Here is a 13565-nt window from a genome sequence, read left to right on the forward strand (position 1 = left end):
ACGTATGAGCGGCACCACGGCCGAGGCCGACACCGGCGTACCGGTGCGCCTCGCGGCGGTCTACCTGCCCGCCGACCTCCCCCGACAGGGCCGGATGGCCTTCTGGGACCCCGAGGGGGACCCGCTCCCCGGCCCCGCGACCGAGGAACTGACGGTCGTCCGGCGGCACGGCGCCACCGGCGCCCGCCGCCGACAGGTGCCCGCGCTCACCCTGTCGCTCGCCGAGGCCCTCCCGCTGCTCGTCCGGGCCCGCCGCGACGCCGCCGCCCATCCTGCCACCGCCTGCTGGGGCGCGGCCGCCCTGCACGCGCTGCGGCTCGCCGCCCGCGGCCGGCTGCTGCCCGGCCTCACCCCTGCCGGACACGACGCCTGGCGGGCCGGCCCCCTGGAGCCCGCCGACATCGCCCACCTGCGCGCGGTGGCCGTCGCCCTGCCCGCCGAGGGCCACGCCGTCCCGCTGCCCGGCCCCGGCCCCCTGCTGCTGCCCCAGCCGGAAGCGCTGATCCGCTCCTTCCTGGACGCCGTCGCCGACACCCTGCCCCGCACCCCGGCCGCCCCGCACACCACCGGCCGGCCCTTCGCCGCCCGGGAACCCCAGCGGCTGCCCGACGCCCACGAGTGGGCCGCGGAGGTCGCCGCCGGCATGGACGCGGGCGTGCGGATCTCGCTGCGCCTGGACCTGTCGGCGTACGACCTGTTCGACGACGGCGAGGGCGCGCAGCGCGCGGGGGCCGCGATCGTGCAGGTGCACAGCCTGGCCGACCCCACCCTGGTGACCGACGCGGCGGCGCTGTGGGCGGGGGCGTCCGACGCCGCCTTCGGCCCCCGCGCCCGCGTGGACGCGGCGCTGGCCGTGCGCCGGGCCGCGCGGGTGTGGCCCCCGCTGGACCGCCTGGCCGAGCGGGACGTGCCGGACGTGCTCGCGCTCTCGGAGGAGGAGCTCGGGCAGCTGCTCGGCGCGGCGGCAACCAGGCTCGCGGCGGCCGGGGTCGCCGTGCACTGGCCCCGGGACCTGGCCCAGGACCTGACCGCCGCGGCCGTGGTCCGGCCCGCCCCCGGCTCGGCCACCGACGGCACCGGCTTCTTCGAGAGCGAGGAACTCCTCCAGTTCCGCTGGCAGCTCGCGCTCGGCGGCGATCCGCTCAGCGACTCCGAGATGGACGCCCTCGCCGAGGCCCACCGCCCCGTCGTACGGCTGCGGGACCGCTGGGTGCTCGTCGACCCGGCCCTCGTCCGCAAGGCCCGCAGACGCGAGCTGGGCCTGCTCGACCCGGTCGACGCACTCTCCGTGGCGCTCACCGGCGAGGCCGAGGTGGACGGTGAGCGGGTCGAGGCGGTGCCCGTCGGCGTCCTCGCCGCCCTGCGCGACCGCCTCACCGCCGGGGTCCGGCCCGCCGAGCCGCCCGCCGGTCTGCACGCCACCCTGCGCGACTACCAGCTGCGGGGCCTGGCCTGGCTCGACCTGATGACCGCCCTCGGCCTCGGCGGCTGCCTGGCTGACGACATGGGCCTCGGCAAGACGATCACCCTCATCGCCCTGCACCTGAAGCGGGCCCGCACCGAGCCCACCCTGGTGGTCTGCCCGGCCTCGCTGCTCGGCAACTGGCAGCGGGAGATCGCCCGGTTCGCACCCGGCGTGCCGGTCCGCCGCTTCCACGGCCCCGACCGCACCCTGGACGGCCTCGCCGGGGGCTTCGTCCTCACCACGTACGGCACCATGCGCGCCGCCGCGGCCACCCTCGCCGACCAGACCTGGGGCATGGTCGTGGCCGACGAGGCACAGCACGTCAAGAACCCCTACTCGGCCACCGCGAAGGCCCTGCGCACCATCCCCACCCCCGCGCGCGTGGCCCTCACCGGCACCCCCGTGGAGAACAACCTCTCCGAGCTCTGGGCCCTCCTCGACTGGACCACCCCCGGCCTCCTCGGCCCCCTGAAGTCCTTCCGCGCCCGCCACGCGCGCGCCGTGGAGAACGGCGAGGACGACGAGGCCGTGGCGCGCCTGGCCCGCCTCGTCCGCCCCTTCCTGCTGCGCCGCAGGAAGTCCGACCCCGGCATCGTCCCCGAACTCCCGCCCAAGACGGAGACCGACCATCCGGTCCCGCTCACCCGCGAGCAGGCCGCGCTGTACGAGGCGGTGGTGCGCGAGTCGTTGCTCGCCATCGAGACGGCCGACGGCATCGCGCGCCGCGGCCTGGTGCTCAAGCTGCTCGGCGCGCTGAAGCAGATCTGCGACCACCCCGCGCTGTACCTCAAGGAGGAGTCCCGGGTCGAGGGACTGGCCGCGCGCTCCGGCAAGCTCACCCTGCTCGACGAGCTGCTCGACACCGTGCTCGCCGAGGACGGCTCGGCGCTGGTCTTCACGCAGTACGTCGGCATGGCCCGCATGATCACCGCGCACCTGAGGGGCCGCGCGGTCCCGGTCGACCTCCTGCACGGCGGTACGCCGGTGCCGGAGCGGGAGCGCATGGTCGACCGTTTCCAGAGCGGCGCGACCCCGGTCCTGGTCCTCTCCCTGAAGGCCGCGGGCACCGGTCTCAACCTCACCCGGGCCGGCCATGTCGTCCACTTCGACCGCTGGTGGAACCCGGCGGTGGAGGAGCAGGCCACCGACCGCGCGTACCGCATCGGCCAGACCCAGCCGGTCCAGGTGCACCGACTGGTCACCGAGGGCACCGTCGAGGACCGCATCGCCGAGATGCTGGAGTCGAAGCGGGCCCTCGCCGACGCGATCCTCGGGTCCGGCGAGGCCGCCCTGACCGAACTGACGGACCGCGAGCTGTCCGACCTGGTGTCGGTGCGGAGGACGTCATGAGCGGCGAGGGCGAGCAGCGGCCGGCGGACGCGGCACGGCGGGCGCTGCGCGCGGCCCGGGACCACGCCGCGGAGAGCGGGGGCGACGGGGCGGCTCCGGGGGAGGAGGCGAGGACCCGCGCGGGGCGGGCACCGAGGCCGGGGGACGCCGCACGCCTGGCGCTGCGCGCGGCTGCCACCGCGCAGGAGGCGGGGCGGAGGGAGGGCGAGACCGACTCCGAGCACGGTCCCGAGGCCCCGTCCGGAGCGGACCGGGAGGACCGGGCCGACACCGGCGCCCCCGCCGCCGTCCGGCCCGGCAGACGCCCCGGTGACGTCGCGCGACAGGCGCTGCGGGCGGCGCGCGCGGAGGCGAAGAGGGCCGAGGAGGCGGCCGCGGCGCAGGCCGCGGACCACCCCCCGGCCCGCCCGGCCAGGCGACCGCCCCCGCCCTCCCCGGCCCCCGCGGCCGCGGCTCGCGGGCGCACCGCCCACGACCTGCGCCAGTTCCTGGCGACCGCGTTCCAGATGCCGAGAGACGAACCCGAGCCGAGCCCTGCCGAGCGGAACGCTGTCGCGGCGAGTGCCGGTGGGCCGGTGTCCGGGCGGAACGTGGTCGGGCCGCACGCCGCTGAGCCGAACGCGGCCGAGCCGGTGTCCGGGGCGGGTGCTGCCGAGCCGGACCCTGCCGAGCGGGAGTCGGAGCGGGACGCGGTCGGGACGGAGGGCGAGGTCGAGCCGGACCCGGTCGAGTCCGGGCCCCGGCCCGCCGCGGACCGTCCGGCGCCGGCTGCCCCTGACCCCGCGCTCTCCGCCGCCCCCCGGCTCCCGCGCACCATGGGTACGCCCCACCGCGACAGCGAACTCCGTCGCACGTTCGCCGCTCGCCCCGCCCTGACGCGGGGCGAGCCCGCGGCGTCCCCCGGGTTCGCCGAGACCTGGTGGGGCAACGCGTGGGTGCGGGCGCTGGAAGAAGGCGCGCTGGACGTCAAGCGGCTGGTGCGGGGGCGGGACTACGCCGCGCGCGGGCACGTGGACGCCATCACGGTGACCCCCGGACTGGTCCTGGCCTACGTGCAGGGCAGCCGGCCCCGGCCCTACCGCGTACAGGTACGGCTGCGGCCCTTCGGCGAGGACGAGTGGGAGCGGCTGCTGGAGACCGCCGCCGACCGGCCCGCCGACATCGCCGCGCTGCTCGACAAGGAGCTGCCGCAGTCCCTCGCCGAGTGCGGGGTGTCCCTGCTGCCGGGTCCCGGCGAGCTGGAACCCCGGTGCAGCTGTCCGGACTTCGGCCACCCCTGCAAGCACGCGGCCGCCCTCTGCTACCAGACCGCGCGGCTGTTGGACGCCGACCCGTTCGTGCTGCTCCTGCTGCGCGGCCGCGGGGAGCGCGAGGTGCTCGACGCGCTGTCCCGGCGCAACGCCGCCCGCGCGGCCCGGGAGCGGCAGCCGGCCTCCCTGCCGGGTGTCCGGGCCACCGAGGCCCTGGCACCGCGGCAGCGTCCGCCGCTGCCGCCCCCGATGCCCGTCCCGCCCCACCCCGAGCAGCCGCCGGTCTATCCGGGGGTGCCCGGCGGCCCGGACCCGTTCGCGCTGGACCAGCTGGCCACCGACGCGGCGGCCCGCGCCCACGCCCTGCTCACCACCGGGCGCGACCCGGTCGGCGACCTGACCCTCTGGCAGGACGCGGTACGGCTCGCCGCCGGCCGCCCCGGTTCCGGTCTCACCGCGTCCACCCGCGCCCTCTACGCCACGCTCGCCGACGCCGTGGGCCGCACCCCGGGCGACCTGGCGTGCGCCGTCGCCGCCTGGCGCCAGGGCGGACCGGAGGGGCTGGCGGTGCTGGAGGAACCCTGGGACCCGCCGGCCGGCCGCTTCGACCGGGCCCGGCCGCTGCTGCTCGCCGCCGACCTCCCTGCCTTCCGGCCGTGGCGCAACCACCTCACCCACCCCGGCGGCCATCTCCAGCTCCGCTTCGGCCGGGACGGCCTGTGGTACGCCTACGAGTCGGAGCCGGGCCACGACGACTGGTGGCCCAGAGGCACCCCCGACCTGGACCCGGTCGGTGCGCTCACCGGCCTCGGCGGCTCGGACGACCTCCCTGCCTAGGCCGTCTTCCTCAGCTTCCCGATGTCGTCGTGCCGGGCCACGAACCGGGCCCTGCCGTGCTCGACGCGGTAGAGGAACCAGCCACCGTCCTGACCGGTCTCCAGGTACTGGTTCTGGCTCTCGTAGCTGTACCGGCGGGTGATGCCCTGCCAGGGCTCGCGCAGCAGCTCCGCGCGCAGCGACTCGCGTTCGTCGCCGCTGGGCGCCGCGAGGCCGTGGGCGGCGTAGCCGACGGCGTCGTAGGCCTCGGCCGCCCACGGCGGCGGAGCCGTGCGATGGCGGGCGCGGTAGGCGGCGGCGAAGGCCCGGGTCCGCGGATCGGCCGCCGCGTCGCAGTACCCGGTGCTGATCCACCAGCCCTCGCCCGCCGTCAGGAACGGCGTGCCCAGGAGGTGTTCGTCGCCGCCGCTGAACCCGCGGTGCCCCGCGGCGGTCAGGGCCTGGGCGCAGGCGGCGGCGCGGGCCGGGAGACCGCCCGCGAAGAGGACGGCGGTGTCCGGGTGGCCGGCGAGGCCGCGGGCCACGTCGGTGAAGCCGGCGCCCTTGCCGACCTCGGCCACTTCGACGGTGCCCACCTCCAGCTTCTGGTAGACGGTGACCATCCGGACGGCGGGCTCGCCCTCGTCGGCGTCGGTGAGGTCGTGCACGACGAGGGTCCGGGCCGGTCGGTCCACCAGGTTGAGGTAGGTCACGACGGCACCGGGCCCCGCGGTGCGGGTGCTGCGCAGGACCAGGGAGCTGGTCGTGCTGGTGCCGTCCAGGGCGTCGGTGTCGGCGCGGGTGATGAGCAGGCACACCCCGGCCTCGGAGCACACCGGCACGGCGGCGGGCACGGCCGTGTCGGTGCCGGCGCCGATCACCGCGTACACCTCGCGGGCGGCCACCAGCCGGGCGGCCGCGGCGGCCGACCCGGCCGCGGTGCCCCGGTCGTCGGCGGTGCGCAGGGCCAGGTCGAAGGTGCGGTCCGCGCGGGCGTTGTGCGCGTCGACCGCCAGCCGTGCCCCGCGCGCCTGGGCCTGGACGGCGGCGGTGGACAGGTCGCCGAGCAGCGCGATCGTACGGGTCGGCAGCGGGCCGTTGCCCGACCCCGCTCGCCCGGACCGCGCCCACCGCCACCAGGCTCCGCCACCGCCCACCGCGCTGACGCCGACAGCCGCCGACGCGATCAGCAACCGCCGCCTGGACGGGGCGGGCGGGGCGTCGGCGAGGGGCGCCTCGGAGAGGGCGGTGGGTTCCGGCACCGGCAGGTCGAGGACGCGCGCGGCCCGGTCCGCGACCAGCGCCGGCAGGCCGGCCGGCAGCCAGGACTCCGCGGTGAACGCACCCAGGGACGAGCGCAGCCGGGGGACCGTGGGGCGGTCGTCCGGGTCCTTCGCCAGGCAGGCGCGCAGCACCGGGGCGAGGTCGTCGGGGACGCCCTCCAGGTCCGGGTCCTCGCGTACGGTCCGGTACAGCACGGCCGCGGCGCCTCCGGTGCCGAACGGCGGTCGTCCCGTCGCCGCGTGGGCGAGCACGCAGCCCAGGGAGAAGACGTCGCTGGGTGGTCCCACGGTCCTGCCGCGGGCCTGTTCCGGCGACAGGTAGCCGGGCGAGCCGACGACCGAACCGTCCGTGGTGAGGGCCGTCGCGCCCACGGCACGAGCGATGCCGAAGTCGATCAGGCGGGGTCCGTCGGCGGCGAGCAGGACGTTCGCCGGTTTCACGTCGCGGTGCACCAGCCCGGCCCGGTGCACGTCGTCCAGAGCCGCGGCGAGGGCGGCGCCCAGGGTCCTGAGCTGCGCGGGCGGCCACGGGCCGTGCAGGGCGAGGGCCTCGGACAGCGGCAGTCCGGGCACGTAGGCGGTGGCCAGCCAGGGCGCGCGGGCGTCCGCGTCGGCCGCGAGCACGGGCACCGTCCACCGGCTGGTGAGCCGGGAGCCCAGCTCCGTCTCGCGGCGGAACCGGGCCCGGAAGCCGGTGTCTCCGGCGTACTCCTCGCGGATCACCTTCAGCGCGACCCAGGCACCGTGGGGTGACCGCGCCAGATAGACCACGCCCATGCCGCCGGCCCCGAGCCGCCCCACCAGCCGGTGGCCGCCCACCGAGGACGGGTCGGCGGGCCGCAGCCGGTCCACCTCGGCTACCCCTTCGTCCGTCCGGCCAGGACCGGCCCGATCTGCTCGAACCGTCCGTCGTGCACCCGGTGGATGTAGGTACTGCCGGCCATGGTCTGCACGGCGGCGTCGAACTGGTTGTACTGGTTGAAGGTGTAGGTGCGCGCGATGCCCTGGTAGCGGGCTCTGTGCAGCCGCAGGGCGAGGGCGAGCCGGTCGGGGCGGCCACCGCCGGACGGTACGGTCCGGGCGAACTCGCGCAGCACCATCCGGACACTGTCGTACGCCTCGGCGCCGTACGGGTCCGGGTCGCCGCCGTACCGCTTCCGCCAGGCCGCCGTGAACCGCTCGGCCGCGCTGGTCCTGAGGGCGCTCGCGTCGACGACGGGCGTCACCACGAACCAGCCCTCGCCCGCCGCGCCCGCAAGCCTCGGGAAGTCCGAGCCGTAGAGGAGGTGGGACATCCAGCGCGGTCCCGTGAAGCCGGCCGCGGACAGCTGCCGGGCCGCCCGCACGGTCGCGTCCAGCGGGCCCAGGTAGACGAAGTCGCGGACCTTGCGGGACAGCACGCGGCCGACGGCGGCCGGGGCGTCGTCGGTGTCCTCGGCGACGACCTCCGGGACCACCTGGGCGTGGAGCGCGTCCCGCCACTGGTTGACCAGGATGCCGCCCTGGTCGAACTCGGCGGAGCCCCCCGAGCGGTCGATGACGACGCCCACGGGGGCGGCCAGGCCGGTCAGCAGCGCCTGCAGGGCGATCGCGGTGCCCGCCGACTGCTGGCCGACCCCGGTCTGGAAGGTGACGGTCGGCGACCAGACGTAGTAGTCGTTCTGCCCGGTGGTGCTGCTGACATGGGTGAGCTTCGCCGAGGCGTAGACAAGGGAGGCGGCCCGCAGCGTCAGCTCGGTGACCGGGCCGAGCACGGCCACGACCGAGCGGTCCGCGGCCAGTTCGTGGGCGACCGCGGTGGCCCCCTCGACGGTCCCGTGGTCGTCGAGGACCCGCACGCCCAGGTCGAAGGCGCGGCCCGCGGTCGCGTCGTACTCGGCGACGGCCAGCCGCGCGGCTCGTTCACAGGCCCGCGTCAGGGGCGCCGCAGCCCCGCTCCTCGTCACCTGCACCCCGAGCACGTACGACGGCCGGGCCGTCGTCCTCTTCCCCGGGCCGTCGTCACGTCCCGTCGCCCAGAGCGCCGCCCCGGCACCCCCGCCCGCCACCAGCAGCGCGCCCCCGGCCAGCAGCAGGCGCCGCCGGGCGGGGCGGCCCCGCCCGGTACCGGGGTCGTCCACCACGGTGGGCTCGATGTCCGGCAGGGCGAGGCTCTCCGCCGCCCGCGCCGCCACCGTGCGGGCGACCGCGTCCGGCAGCCAGGCCGACGGCGACCGCGGCGCGTCGGCGGCGGGCGGCCGCAGCCGGAAGTCCTCGGCGAGCCGCAGCCGCAGGTCCGCGGCGGCCGGCCGTTCCCCGGGCTCCTTGGCGAGGCAGGCGGCCAGTGTCCCGCGGAGCACGCCGGTGATGCCCGCCAGGTCGGGCTCGTCGTGCACCGTCCGGTAGAGCAGCGCGTCCGGCGCGCCGGTGCCGAACGGCGGGCGGCCCGTGCTCGCGTACGCCAGCACGCAGCCCAGCGCGAAGACGTCGCTCGCTGCTCCGGCCGGCTCGCCGCGCGCCTGCTCGGGGGCGAGGAAGCCGGGGGTGCCGACCACCATGCCGGCGGCGGTCAGGGAGGTGTCGTCGGCGGACCGCGCGATGCCGAAGTCGATCAACCGAGGGCCGTCGACCGCGAGCAGCACATTGCCCGGCTTCACGTCCCGGTGCACCAGCCCCGCCGCGTGGACGGCGGCCAGCGCGGCACCGAGCAACGAGCCCAGCACGCGGACGGCCGACGTCGGCAGGGGGCCGTGCTCGCCCACCGCCTCGGCGAGCGAGGGCCCCGCGACGAACCCGGTCGCCAGCCACGGCTCGCCGGCCGTGGCGTCCGCGCCGAGCACCGGCACCACCCAAGGGCTGTCGGCCCGGGCCGCCAGCTCCGCCTCCCGCGCGAACCGGGCCCGGAAGCCGTCGTCGGCGGCGCTCTGCGCCCGGATCACCTTGACGGCGGCCAGCGCGCCCGCCTCGGAACGGCCCAGGTAGACCACGCCCATGCCGCCGGCGCCGAGCCGCCGCAGCAGCCGGAAGCCGCCGACCGACGACGGGTCGGACGGCCGCAGCGCCTCACTCATCACCCGCTCCCTTCACCGCGGTGGACGGAGCCGCGGACGCGGAGGCGGCCCGGTCCCGGCCGTAGTTGTCGACGTTCGCCGTCACATAGCCGACGCCGGCCAGCGCGGCCGAGGTGACGGCCGACTGCTCCGTCTCGCTCTCACCGGCGGCGTGCCGCACGGTCGCGGCGACGGTCACCGGGCCGAGGCGGTGCTTGAACCAGTCGAAGCGGCGCGGCTTCGCGTCGCCGTCGACGACGTACCGGCCGAACTCGGTGAGGTCGTCGTCGGTGGAGGCGTTGCGCTGTTCGTCGAAGGGGTCGCCGCGCGAGGCCATGCCCTCGACGGTGTCGGTCGCGTTGAGCCGCTCCCGCGGGCAGCGCAGCGGCTCGTCCAGTGAGGACGCCATGTCCCGGCGGGCCTGGCGGACCGAGGCGTGCACGGTGACGGTGAGGGACACGTACACCTCGCCCCTGCCGTCGGCGCCCGGTCCGACGAACGATCTGGTCAGGCTGGCCAGCACGGTGGACGGGACCGGCTCGCGCCGCCACAGGCAGTCCGCGCCGAGCACGGCCCAGCTGGTCGGCCCCAGTTCGTAGGGGTCCCGCCTGCGGAACCCGGTGCCGAAGTAGTCGGGCTGCACGGTGAGCCCGCGCAGGAACGCGACGGCCGCGGCCCGTGTCCTCGGCGCGGCGGACTCGGCCAGTGTGTACGGCCGGCTCGACGCGGTGGCAGAGGAGTGCGAGGCCGACGGGGAGGCTGTCGCGCCCGCCGGCTCCGTGGGAGGCCTCGCGCTGTCGCCGCCGTGTCCGCTGTTCGTGCAGCCCACCGCGAGCAGCAGCGCCAGCGCCGCGGTGGATCGGACCGCTCCCCGTCCCATCACGCTCACCCCCCAGGGCCCTCCCCTGGGGGCCCTGGTCGAACGGTAGCGCCATCCTGTGTCAACTGGCCCCAAAGGTAGGCGAGTTGAGTGGAACGGTGACCGCATGGCCATCAGCCGGTGACAGTCCGCGCCGGGGACTCACGCTCGGCGAAGTCCAGCGGCCGTCTCCGCGCACCGCCTCACGCCTCCCGGGCCGTCTCCGCGCACCGCCTCACGCCTCCTCGACCGACACGGCGACCGGGGTCCCCGCCTCGACCGTGCGGCTGACCGTGCACAGCCGGTCGTGGGAGACGGCGACCGCCCGGGGCAGGATCGCGCGGGCCCGGTCGCCGGCCGCGCCCTCGGGGAAGGCGACGGAGAAGGCGACCGTGAGGTCCGTCAACCGGTTGCCGTCCTCCTCGCTCACCTTGTTGCCGCTGACGGTCACGGTGAAGGCGGTCGGTTCCACGTGCCGGCTCGTGGACACGTCCACGTCCGCAGCCGTGCAGCCCCCGAGCGCGGCGAGCAGCAGCTCGACCGGGGTGAACGCGGTGCCGTCGCCGGTGCCGAAGGCGACCGTGCCGCCGCGGGCGTTCGTCGCGGTGAAGTGGCCGGTGCCGGTGCGCTCGACCGTGACCAGACGCAGGGAGTCCTCTTCGCTCATACCGGCGAACCTAAGGCAGCCCGGCCGTCAGCGCAGGATGTTGACGGCCCGCGCGACCACCAGGACCACCGTCACCAGGGAGACCGAGGACTGCAGCATCATCAGCATCTTGGCCCAGCGCGACAGCGGCATCACGTCCGTCGGGCTGAACGCGGTGGAGTTGGTGAAGGACAGGTACAGGTAGTCGAGGAAGCCCGGCTCCCAGTCGGGCGGCGCGGTCTGAGGGCTCTGCATCTGCACGAAGAGGAAGTCCGCGAACTGGTTCCGGCCGAGGACCCGCGCCATCGGTCCGCCGCGGTCCCACTCCCAGTACCAGAGGGCGAACACGATGACGTTCGTCAGCCAGATGCCGCCGCCGGTCAGCAGCAGCGGCCCGGCGTCCATGCCTTCGGTGCCGCGCACCAGCCCCGCCACCAGCCGGACCGCCGCCCAGCCGTTGGCCAGGCTGATCACCCCCGTCAGCACCAGTCCCAGCCCCCGCAGCCACCGCGTGCGGGGCTCCACCCGCCGGGGGTTCCCGGCGACGAGGCCGGCCAGCAGCACCACCTCCAGGACGGGCAGGGCCCAGTACGGCTGGAGGGCGAGCCGGTGCGGCAGCATCAGCTGGAGGACGACGGCCACGAGGATCACGGCGGTCACCGCCCACCGCGGCTCGCCCCGCGTCGCCCGGCGCCACGCGGGCACCACGTCGCGCTCGCCGCTCTCCAGCAGCCCCTCGATCCTGGCCAGTCGGTTCTCGGCGTCGGACATTCGGTCGTTCATGGCCACGATTGTCACGCGGCGCCCGGAAATCGCCGGGGCCGGGGGCCCGGCCGAGTGCGCGTGACACACTCGGGTCAGCGCGTCACAGGTGGTGGCGGCGGGAGGTGGCACCTTGCTGACTCTGGATCTGCATCCGATCTTCCGGAACAACCGCGACATCGAACTCGCGCTGCGCCAGGTCGTCTTCCAGGCGAAACGCACGGGGGAGCCCGTCGTGCAGATCATTCACGGAAAGGGCTCCGGGCAGCTCAGGGGGCGCGTCCTCGCGTTCCTCGGCCAGAAGCACATCAGGAAGCTCTACGACCGGGTGGAGATCGACACGGTCAACACCGGCCGGGTCCTGGTCCACTTCGCGCCCCTGCCCTGAGCCGCGGTCGCCCTCGTCAGGGTGCCCTAGTCCCCCGCCGGCGGTCCTCCGCCCGCAGCTCGAACCACATGGTCTTGCCGGTGGCGGTCCGGACACTGCCCCAGGCGTCCGCGAGCAGGTCGACAAGCTCGATGCCCCGGCCGTTCTCCGCGTCCGGGTCGGCCACGGCGCGTGCGGGGCCGGCGGACTCGGTGTCCTCGACCTCGCACAGCAGACGGGAGTCGCGCAGCCGCAGATTGAGCCGGAGCGGTCCGCGGGTGTGCCGCAGGGCGTTGGTGACCAGTTCGCTGACCAGCAGCTCGGCGGTGTCGGCGAGATCGTCCACCGCCCACTCGCCCAGCTGTGCCGTCACCAGTCGCCGGGCCCGGCGCGCGGAGACCAGCTCCCGCCGCAGGGGCCAGGAGGCGTCCCAGGCGGTGGCGCAGCCGCGCGGTGCGTCCAGCGGTCGCAGCGGCGCGAGCAGGCGGGACCACAGCGCCCACTGCAGGGCCAGCCAGGACGGCGCGTCGGCGTCGGAGGACCCCCCTCCCCGCCGGACGGCGATGCGGTTGCCGATGACCTGGGAGGCCATGGGGATCAGTCCCTTCGCGGACGACCGGGGGGTCAGCCGGTGAGTGTGCCCGGCGTGCGCCGGGCCCTTGCGCGTAGCGGTCGCTACATACCAAATATAGCTGTAGCTGGCGCTACAGTAAATACCTCACTAAAAGGTAATAAAGGACAGCGGGACTGCCTTGCCCGCGTGCACCCGGGAGCCCTCATGCCCCGACCACCCGACCCCGCCAAGCGGCGCGACCTGCTCGACCGGGTCCGCGCCTACCTGATGCGCAACGGCGTCGCGGACCTGTCCCTGCGTCCCCTGGCCAAGGCCCTGGGGACGAGTGACCGGATGCTCCTGTACTACTTCGGCACCAAGGAACGCATGGTCGCCGAGGCCCTGGACCTCTACGAGCGCCGGCCCCTCCTGCGCACCCGCGAACTCCTCGCGGCCGTGGGCGCCCCCGCGAGCCCCGCCGACCTGCGCCGCTTCATGGAGGAGGTGTGGCGGCAGTTCAGCGATCCCGAGGTGCGCGCCGCGCTCCCGCTCTACTTCGAGATCATGAGTGCCAGCGTGCTGCACCCCGACCGCTACGGGCCCGTCATGCGCGACATCATCGCCGAGTGGACCCGCCTGTTCACCTCGGTCTTCCATGGCCTCGGCATGCCGCCCGACCGGGCGCGCACCCAGGCCACCCTCCTGGCCGACGCCTCCCTCGGCCTGCTGACCGCCCCGCTGGCGGACGGTCACTGGGACCAGGCCCGCGAGGCCTTCCAGGCCCTCCTCGACGGCCTGGAACCCGGCTGGCGGACCATGACCACGGGGTGACCGGCCGCATCGCGTCCCCGACGGTCACGGCGTCGCGCGGTCCCAGGACTCCGGCCGACGGGTCGACGCGCTGCGGGGCGTCCCCTGCTTCGACGGGGCCGGCGTCGTCGAGCCGGTCCTCGTGCTGTGCGCGTGGTTGGCCGCTCGGTGAATGTCCCGATGTGAGGCTGATGTGGCATAGAGGCCTGTACGGCCGCTTCCGCTCCCGGAACTAGCGTCGTCAAGGCGACGCGGTCGCACCGCCTGGTCTGTCGCACGGGTGCCGGGCCAGGAGCCGGGGGACCGCGCCGGGACCGTACGGCCTCACACAGGGAAGAAGGCGTTCCGCGCCATGGCCTCTCAATCGGACACTGC

General features: G+C 75.9%; 10 protein-coding genes. 4 read left to right on the forward strand and 6 right to left on the reverse strand.

Features of this window, described 5'->3' with window-relative positions:
- The first annotated feature begins 4 nt into the window (after positions 1 to 4).
- Both AB0M11_RS23795 and AB0M11_RS23800 read left to right on the forward strand, forming a co-directional pair.
- Complete coding sequence (locus AB0M11_RS23795) at positions 5 to 2815, forward strand: DEAD/DEAH box helicase (RefSeq protein WP_365708612.1); 2811 nt, start codon at positions 5 to 7, stop codon at positions 2813 to 2815.
- Positions 2812 to 4902 carry an SWIM zinc finger family protein gene (locus AB0M11_RS23800; RefSeq protein WP_365708614.1) on the forward strand — a complete coding sequence of 697 codons (2091 nt, stop codon included), beginning with the start codon at positions 2812 to 2814 and terminating at the stop codon, positions 4900 to 4902. Before AB0M11_RS23795 ends, AB0M11_RS23800 begins: the two co-directional genes overlap by 4 nt.
- On the opposite strand, the gene AB0M11_RS23805 is transcribed toward AB0M11_RS23800, so the two are convergent.
- From AB0M11_RS23805 to AB0M11_RS23825, 5 genes are all read right to left on the reverse strand, one after another.
- The gene (locus tag AB0M11_RS23805; RefSeq protein WP_365708616.1) at positions 4899 to 7016 is read right to left on the reverse strand and encodes a bifunctional serine/threonine-protein kinase/ABC transporter substrate-binding protein; all 2118 of its coding nucleotides are present in this window, start codon (positions 7014 to 7016) and stop codon (positions 4899 to 4901) included. The genes AB0M11_RS23800 and AB0M11_RS23805 overlap by 4 nt on opposite strands.
- A 5-nt stretch (positions 7017 to 7021) precedes the next feature.
- Positions 7022 to 9214 carry a bifunctional serine/threonine-protein kinase/ABC transporter substrate-binding protein gene (locus tag AB0M11_RS23810; RefSeq protein ID WP_365708618.1) on the reverse strand — a complete coding sequence of 731 codons (2193 nt, stop codon included), beginning with the start codon at positions 9212 to 9214 and terminating at the stop codon, positions 7022 to 7024.
- Positions 9207 to 10073: a hypothetical protein gene (locus AB0M11_RS23815; RefSeq protein WP_365708686.1), complete on the reverse strand. Its 867-nt coding sequence runs from the start codon at positions 10071 to 10073 to the stop codon at positions 9207 to 9209. Before AB0M11_RS23815 ends, AB0M11_RS23810 begins: the two co-directional genes overlap by 8 nt.
- A 214-nt stretch (positions 10074 to 10287) precedes the next feature.
- Positions 10288 to 10719 carry an OsmC family protein gene (locus tag AB0M11_RS23820; protein WP_365708620.1) on the reverse strand — a complete coding sequence of 144 codons (432 nt, stop codon included), beginning with the start codon at positions 10717 to 10719 and terminating at the stop codon, positions 10288 to 10290.
- A 27-nt stretch (positions 10720 to 10746) separates the two neighbouring features.
- Entirely contained in the window at positions 10747 to 11481 is a 735-nt protein-coding gene (locus tag AB0M11_RS23825; protein WP_365708622.1) for a hypothetical protein, read from the reverse strand.
- A 112-nt stretch (positions 11482 to 11593) separates the two neighbouring features.
- Here AB0M11_RS23825 and AB0M11_RS23830 point away from each other — a divergent pair, with 112 nt between their 5' ends.
- Positions 11594 to 11848, forward strand: coding sequence for a Smr/MutS family protein (locus tag AB0M11_RS23830; protein WP_365708624.1), 255 nt, complete (start codon positions 11594 to 11596; stop codon positions 11846 to 11848).
- 16 nt (positions 11849 to 11864) lie between these two features.
- Here AB0M11_RS23830 and AB0M11_RS23835 read toward each other — a convergent pair whose 3' ends face one another.
- Positions 11865 to 12419 carry an ATP-binding protein gene (locus tag AB0M11_RS23835; RefSeq protein ID WP_365708626.1) on the reverse strand — a complete coding sequence of 185 codons (555 nt, stop codon included), beginning with the start codon at positions 12417 to 12419 and terminating at the stop codon, positions 11865 to 11867.
- A 186-nt stretch (positions 12420 to 12605) separates the two neighbouring features.
- Between AB0M11_RS23835 and AB0M11_RS23840 the strand changes: the two genes are divergently transcribed.
- Positions 12606 to 13211: a TetR/AcrR family transcriptional regulator gene (locus tag AB0M11_RS23840; RefSeq protein ID WP_365708628.1), complete on the forward strand. Its 606-nt coding sequence runs from the start codon at positions 12606 to 12608 to the stop codon at positions 13209 to 13211.
- Positions 13212 to 13565 lie beyond the last annotated feature (354 nt).

The organism is Streptomyces sp. NPDC051987 (genome assembly GCF_040680735.1).
GTDB lineage: Bacteria > Actinomycetota > Actinomycetes > Streptomycetales > Streptomycetaceae > Streptomyces.

What these genes read in the sequence shown, in the direction of transcription:
- AB0M11_RS23810 (WP_365708618.1), bottom strand. Translation starts at nt 9,214, where the DNA reads ATGAGTGAGGCGCTGCGGCCGTCCGACCCGTCGTCGGTCGGCGGCTTC.
- AB0M11_RS23815 (WP_365708686.1), bottom strand. Translation starts at nt 10,073, where the DNA reads ATGGGACGGGGAGCGGTCCGATCCACCGCGGCGCTGGCGCTGCTGCTC.
- AB0M11_RS23825 (WP_365708622.1), bottom strand. Translation starts at nt 11,481, where the DNA reads ATGAACGACCGAATGTCCGACGCCGAGAACCGACTGGCCAGGATCGAG.
- AB0M11_RS23800 (WP_365708614.1), top strand. Translation starts at nt 2,812, where the DNA reads ATGAGCGGCGAGGGCGAGCAGCGGCCGGCGGACGCGGCACGGCGGGCG.
- AB0M11_RS23820 (WP_365708620.1), bottom strand. Translation starts at nt 10,719, where the DNA reads ATGAGCGAAGAGGACTCCCTGCGTCTGGTCACGGTCGAGCGCACCGGC.
- AB0M11_RS23835 (WP_365708626.1), bottom strand. Translation starts at nt 12,419, where the DNA reads ATGGCCTCCCAGGTCATCGGCAACCGCATCGCCGTCCGGCGGGGAGGG.
- AB0M11_RS23840 (WP_365708628.1), top strand. Translation starts at nt 12,606, where the DNA reads ATGCCCCGACCACCCGACCCCGCCAAGCGGCGCGACCTGCTCGACCGG.
- AB0M11_RS23795 (WP_365708612.1), top strand. Translation starts at nt 5, where the DNA reads ATGAGCGGCACCACGGCCGAGGCCGACACCGGCGTACCGGTGCGCCTC.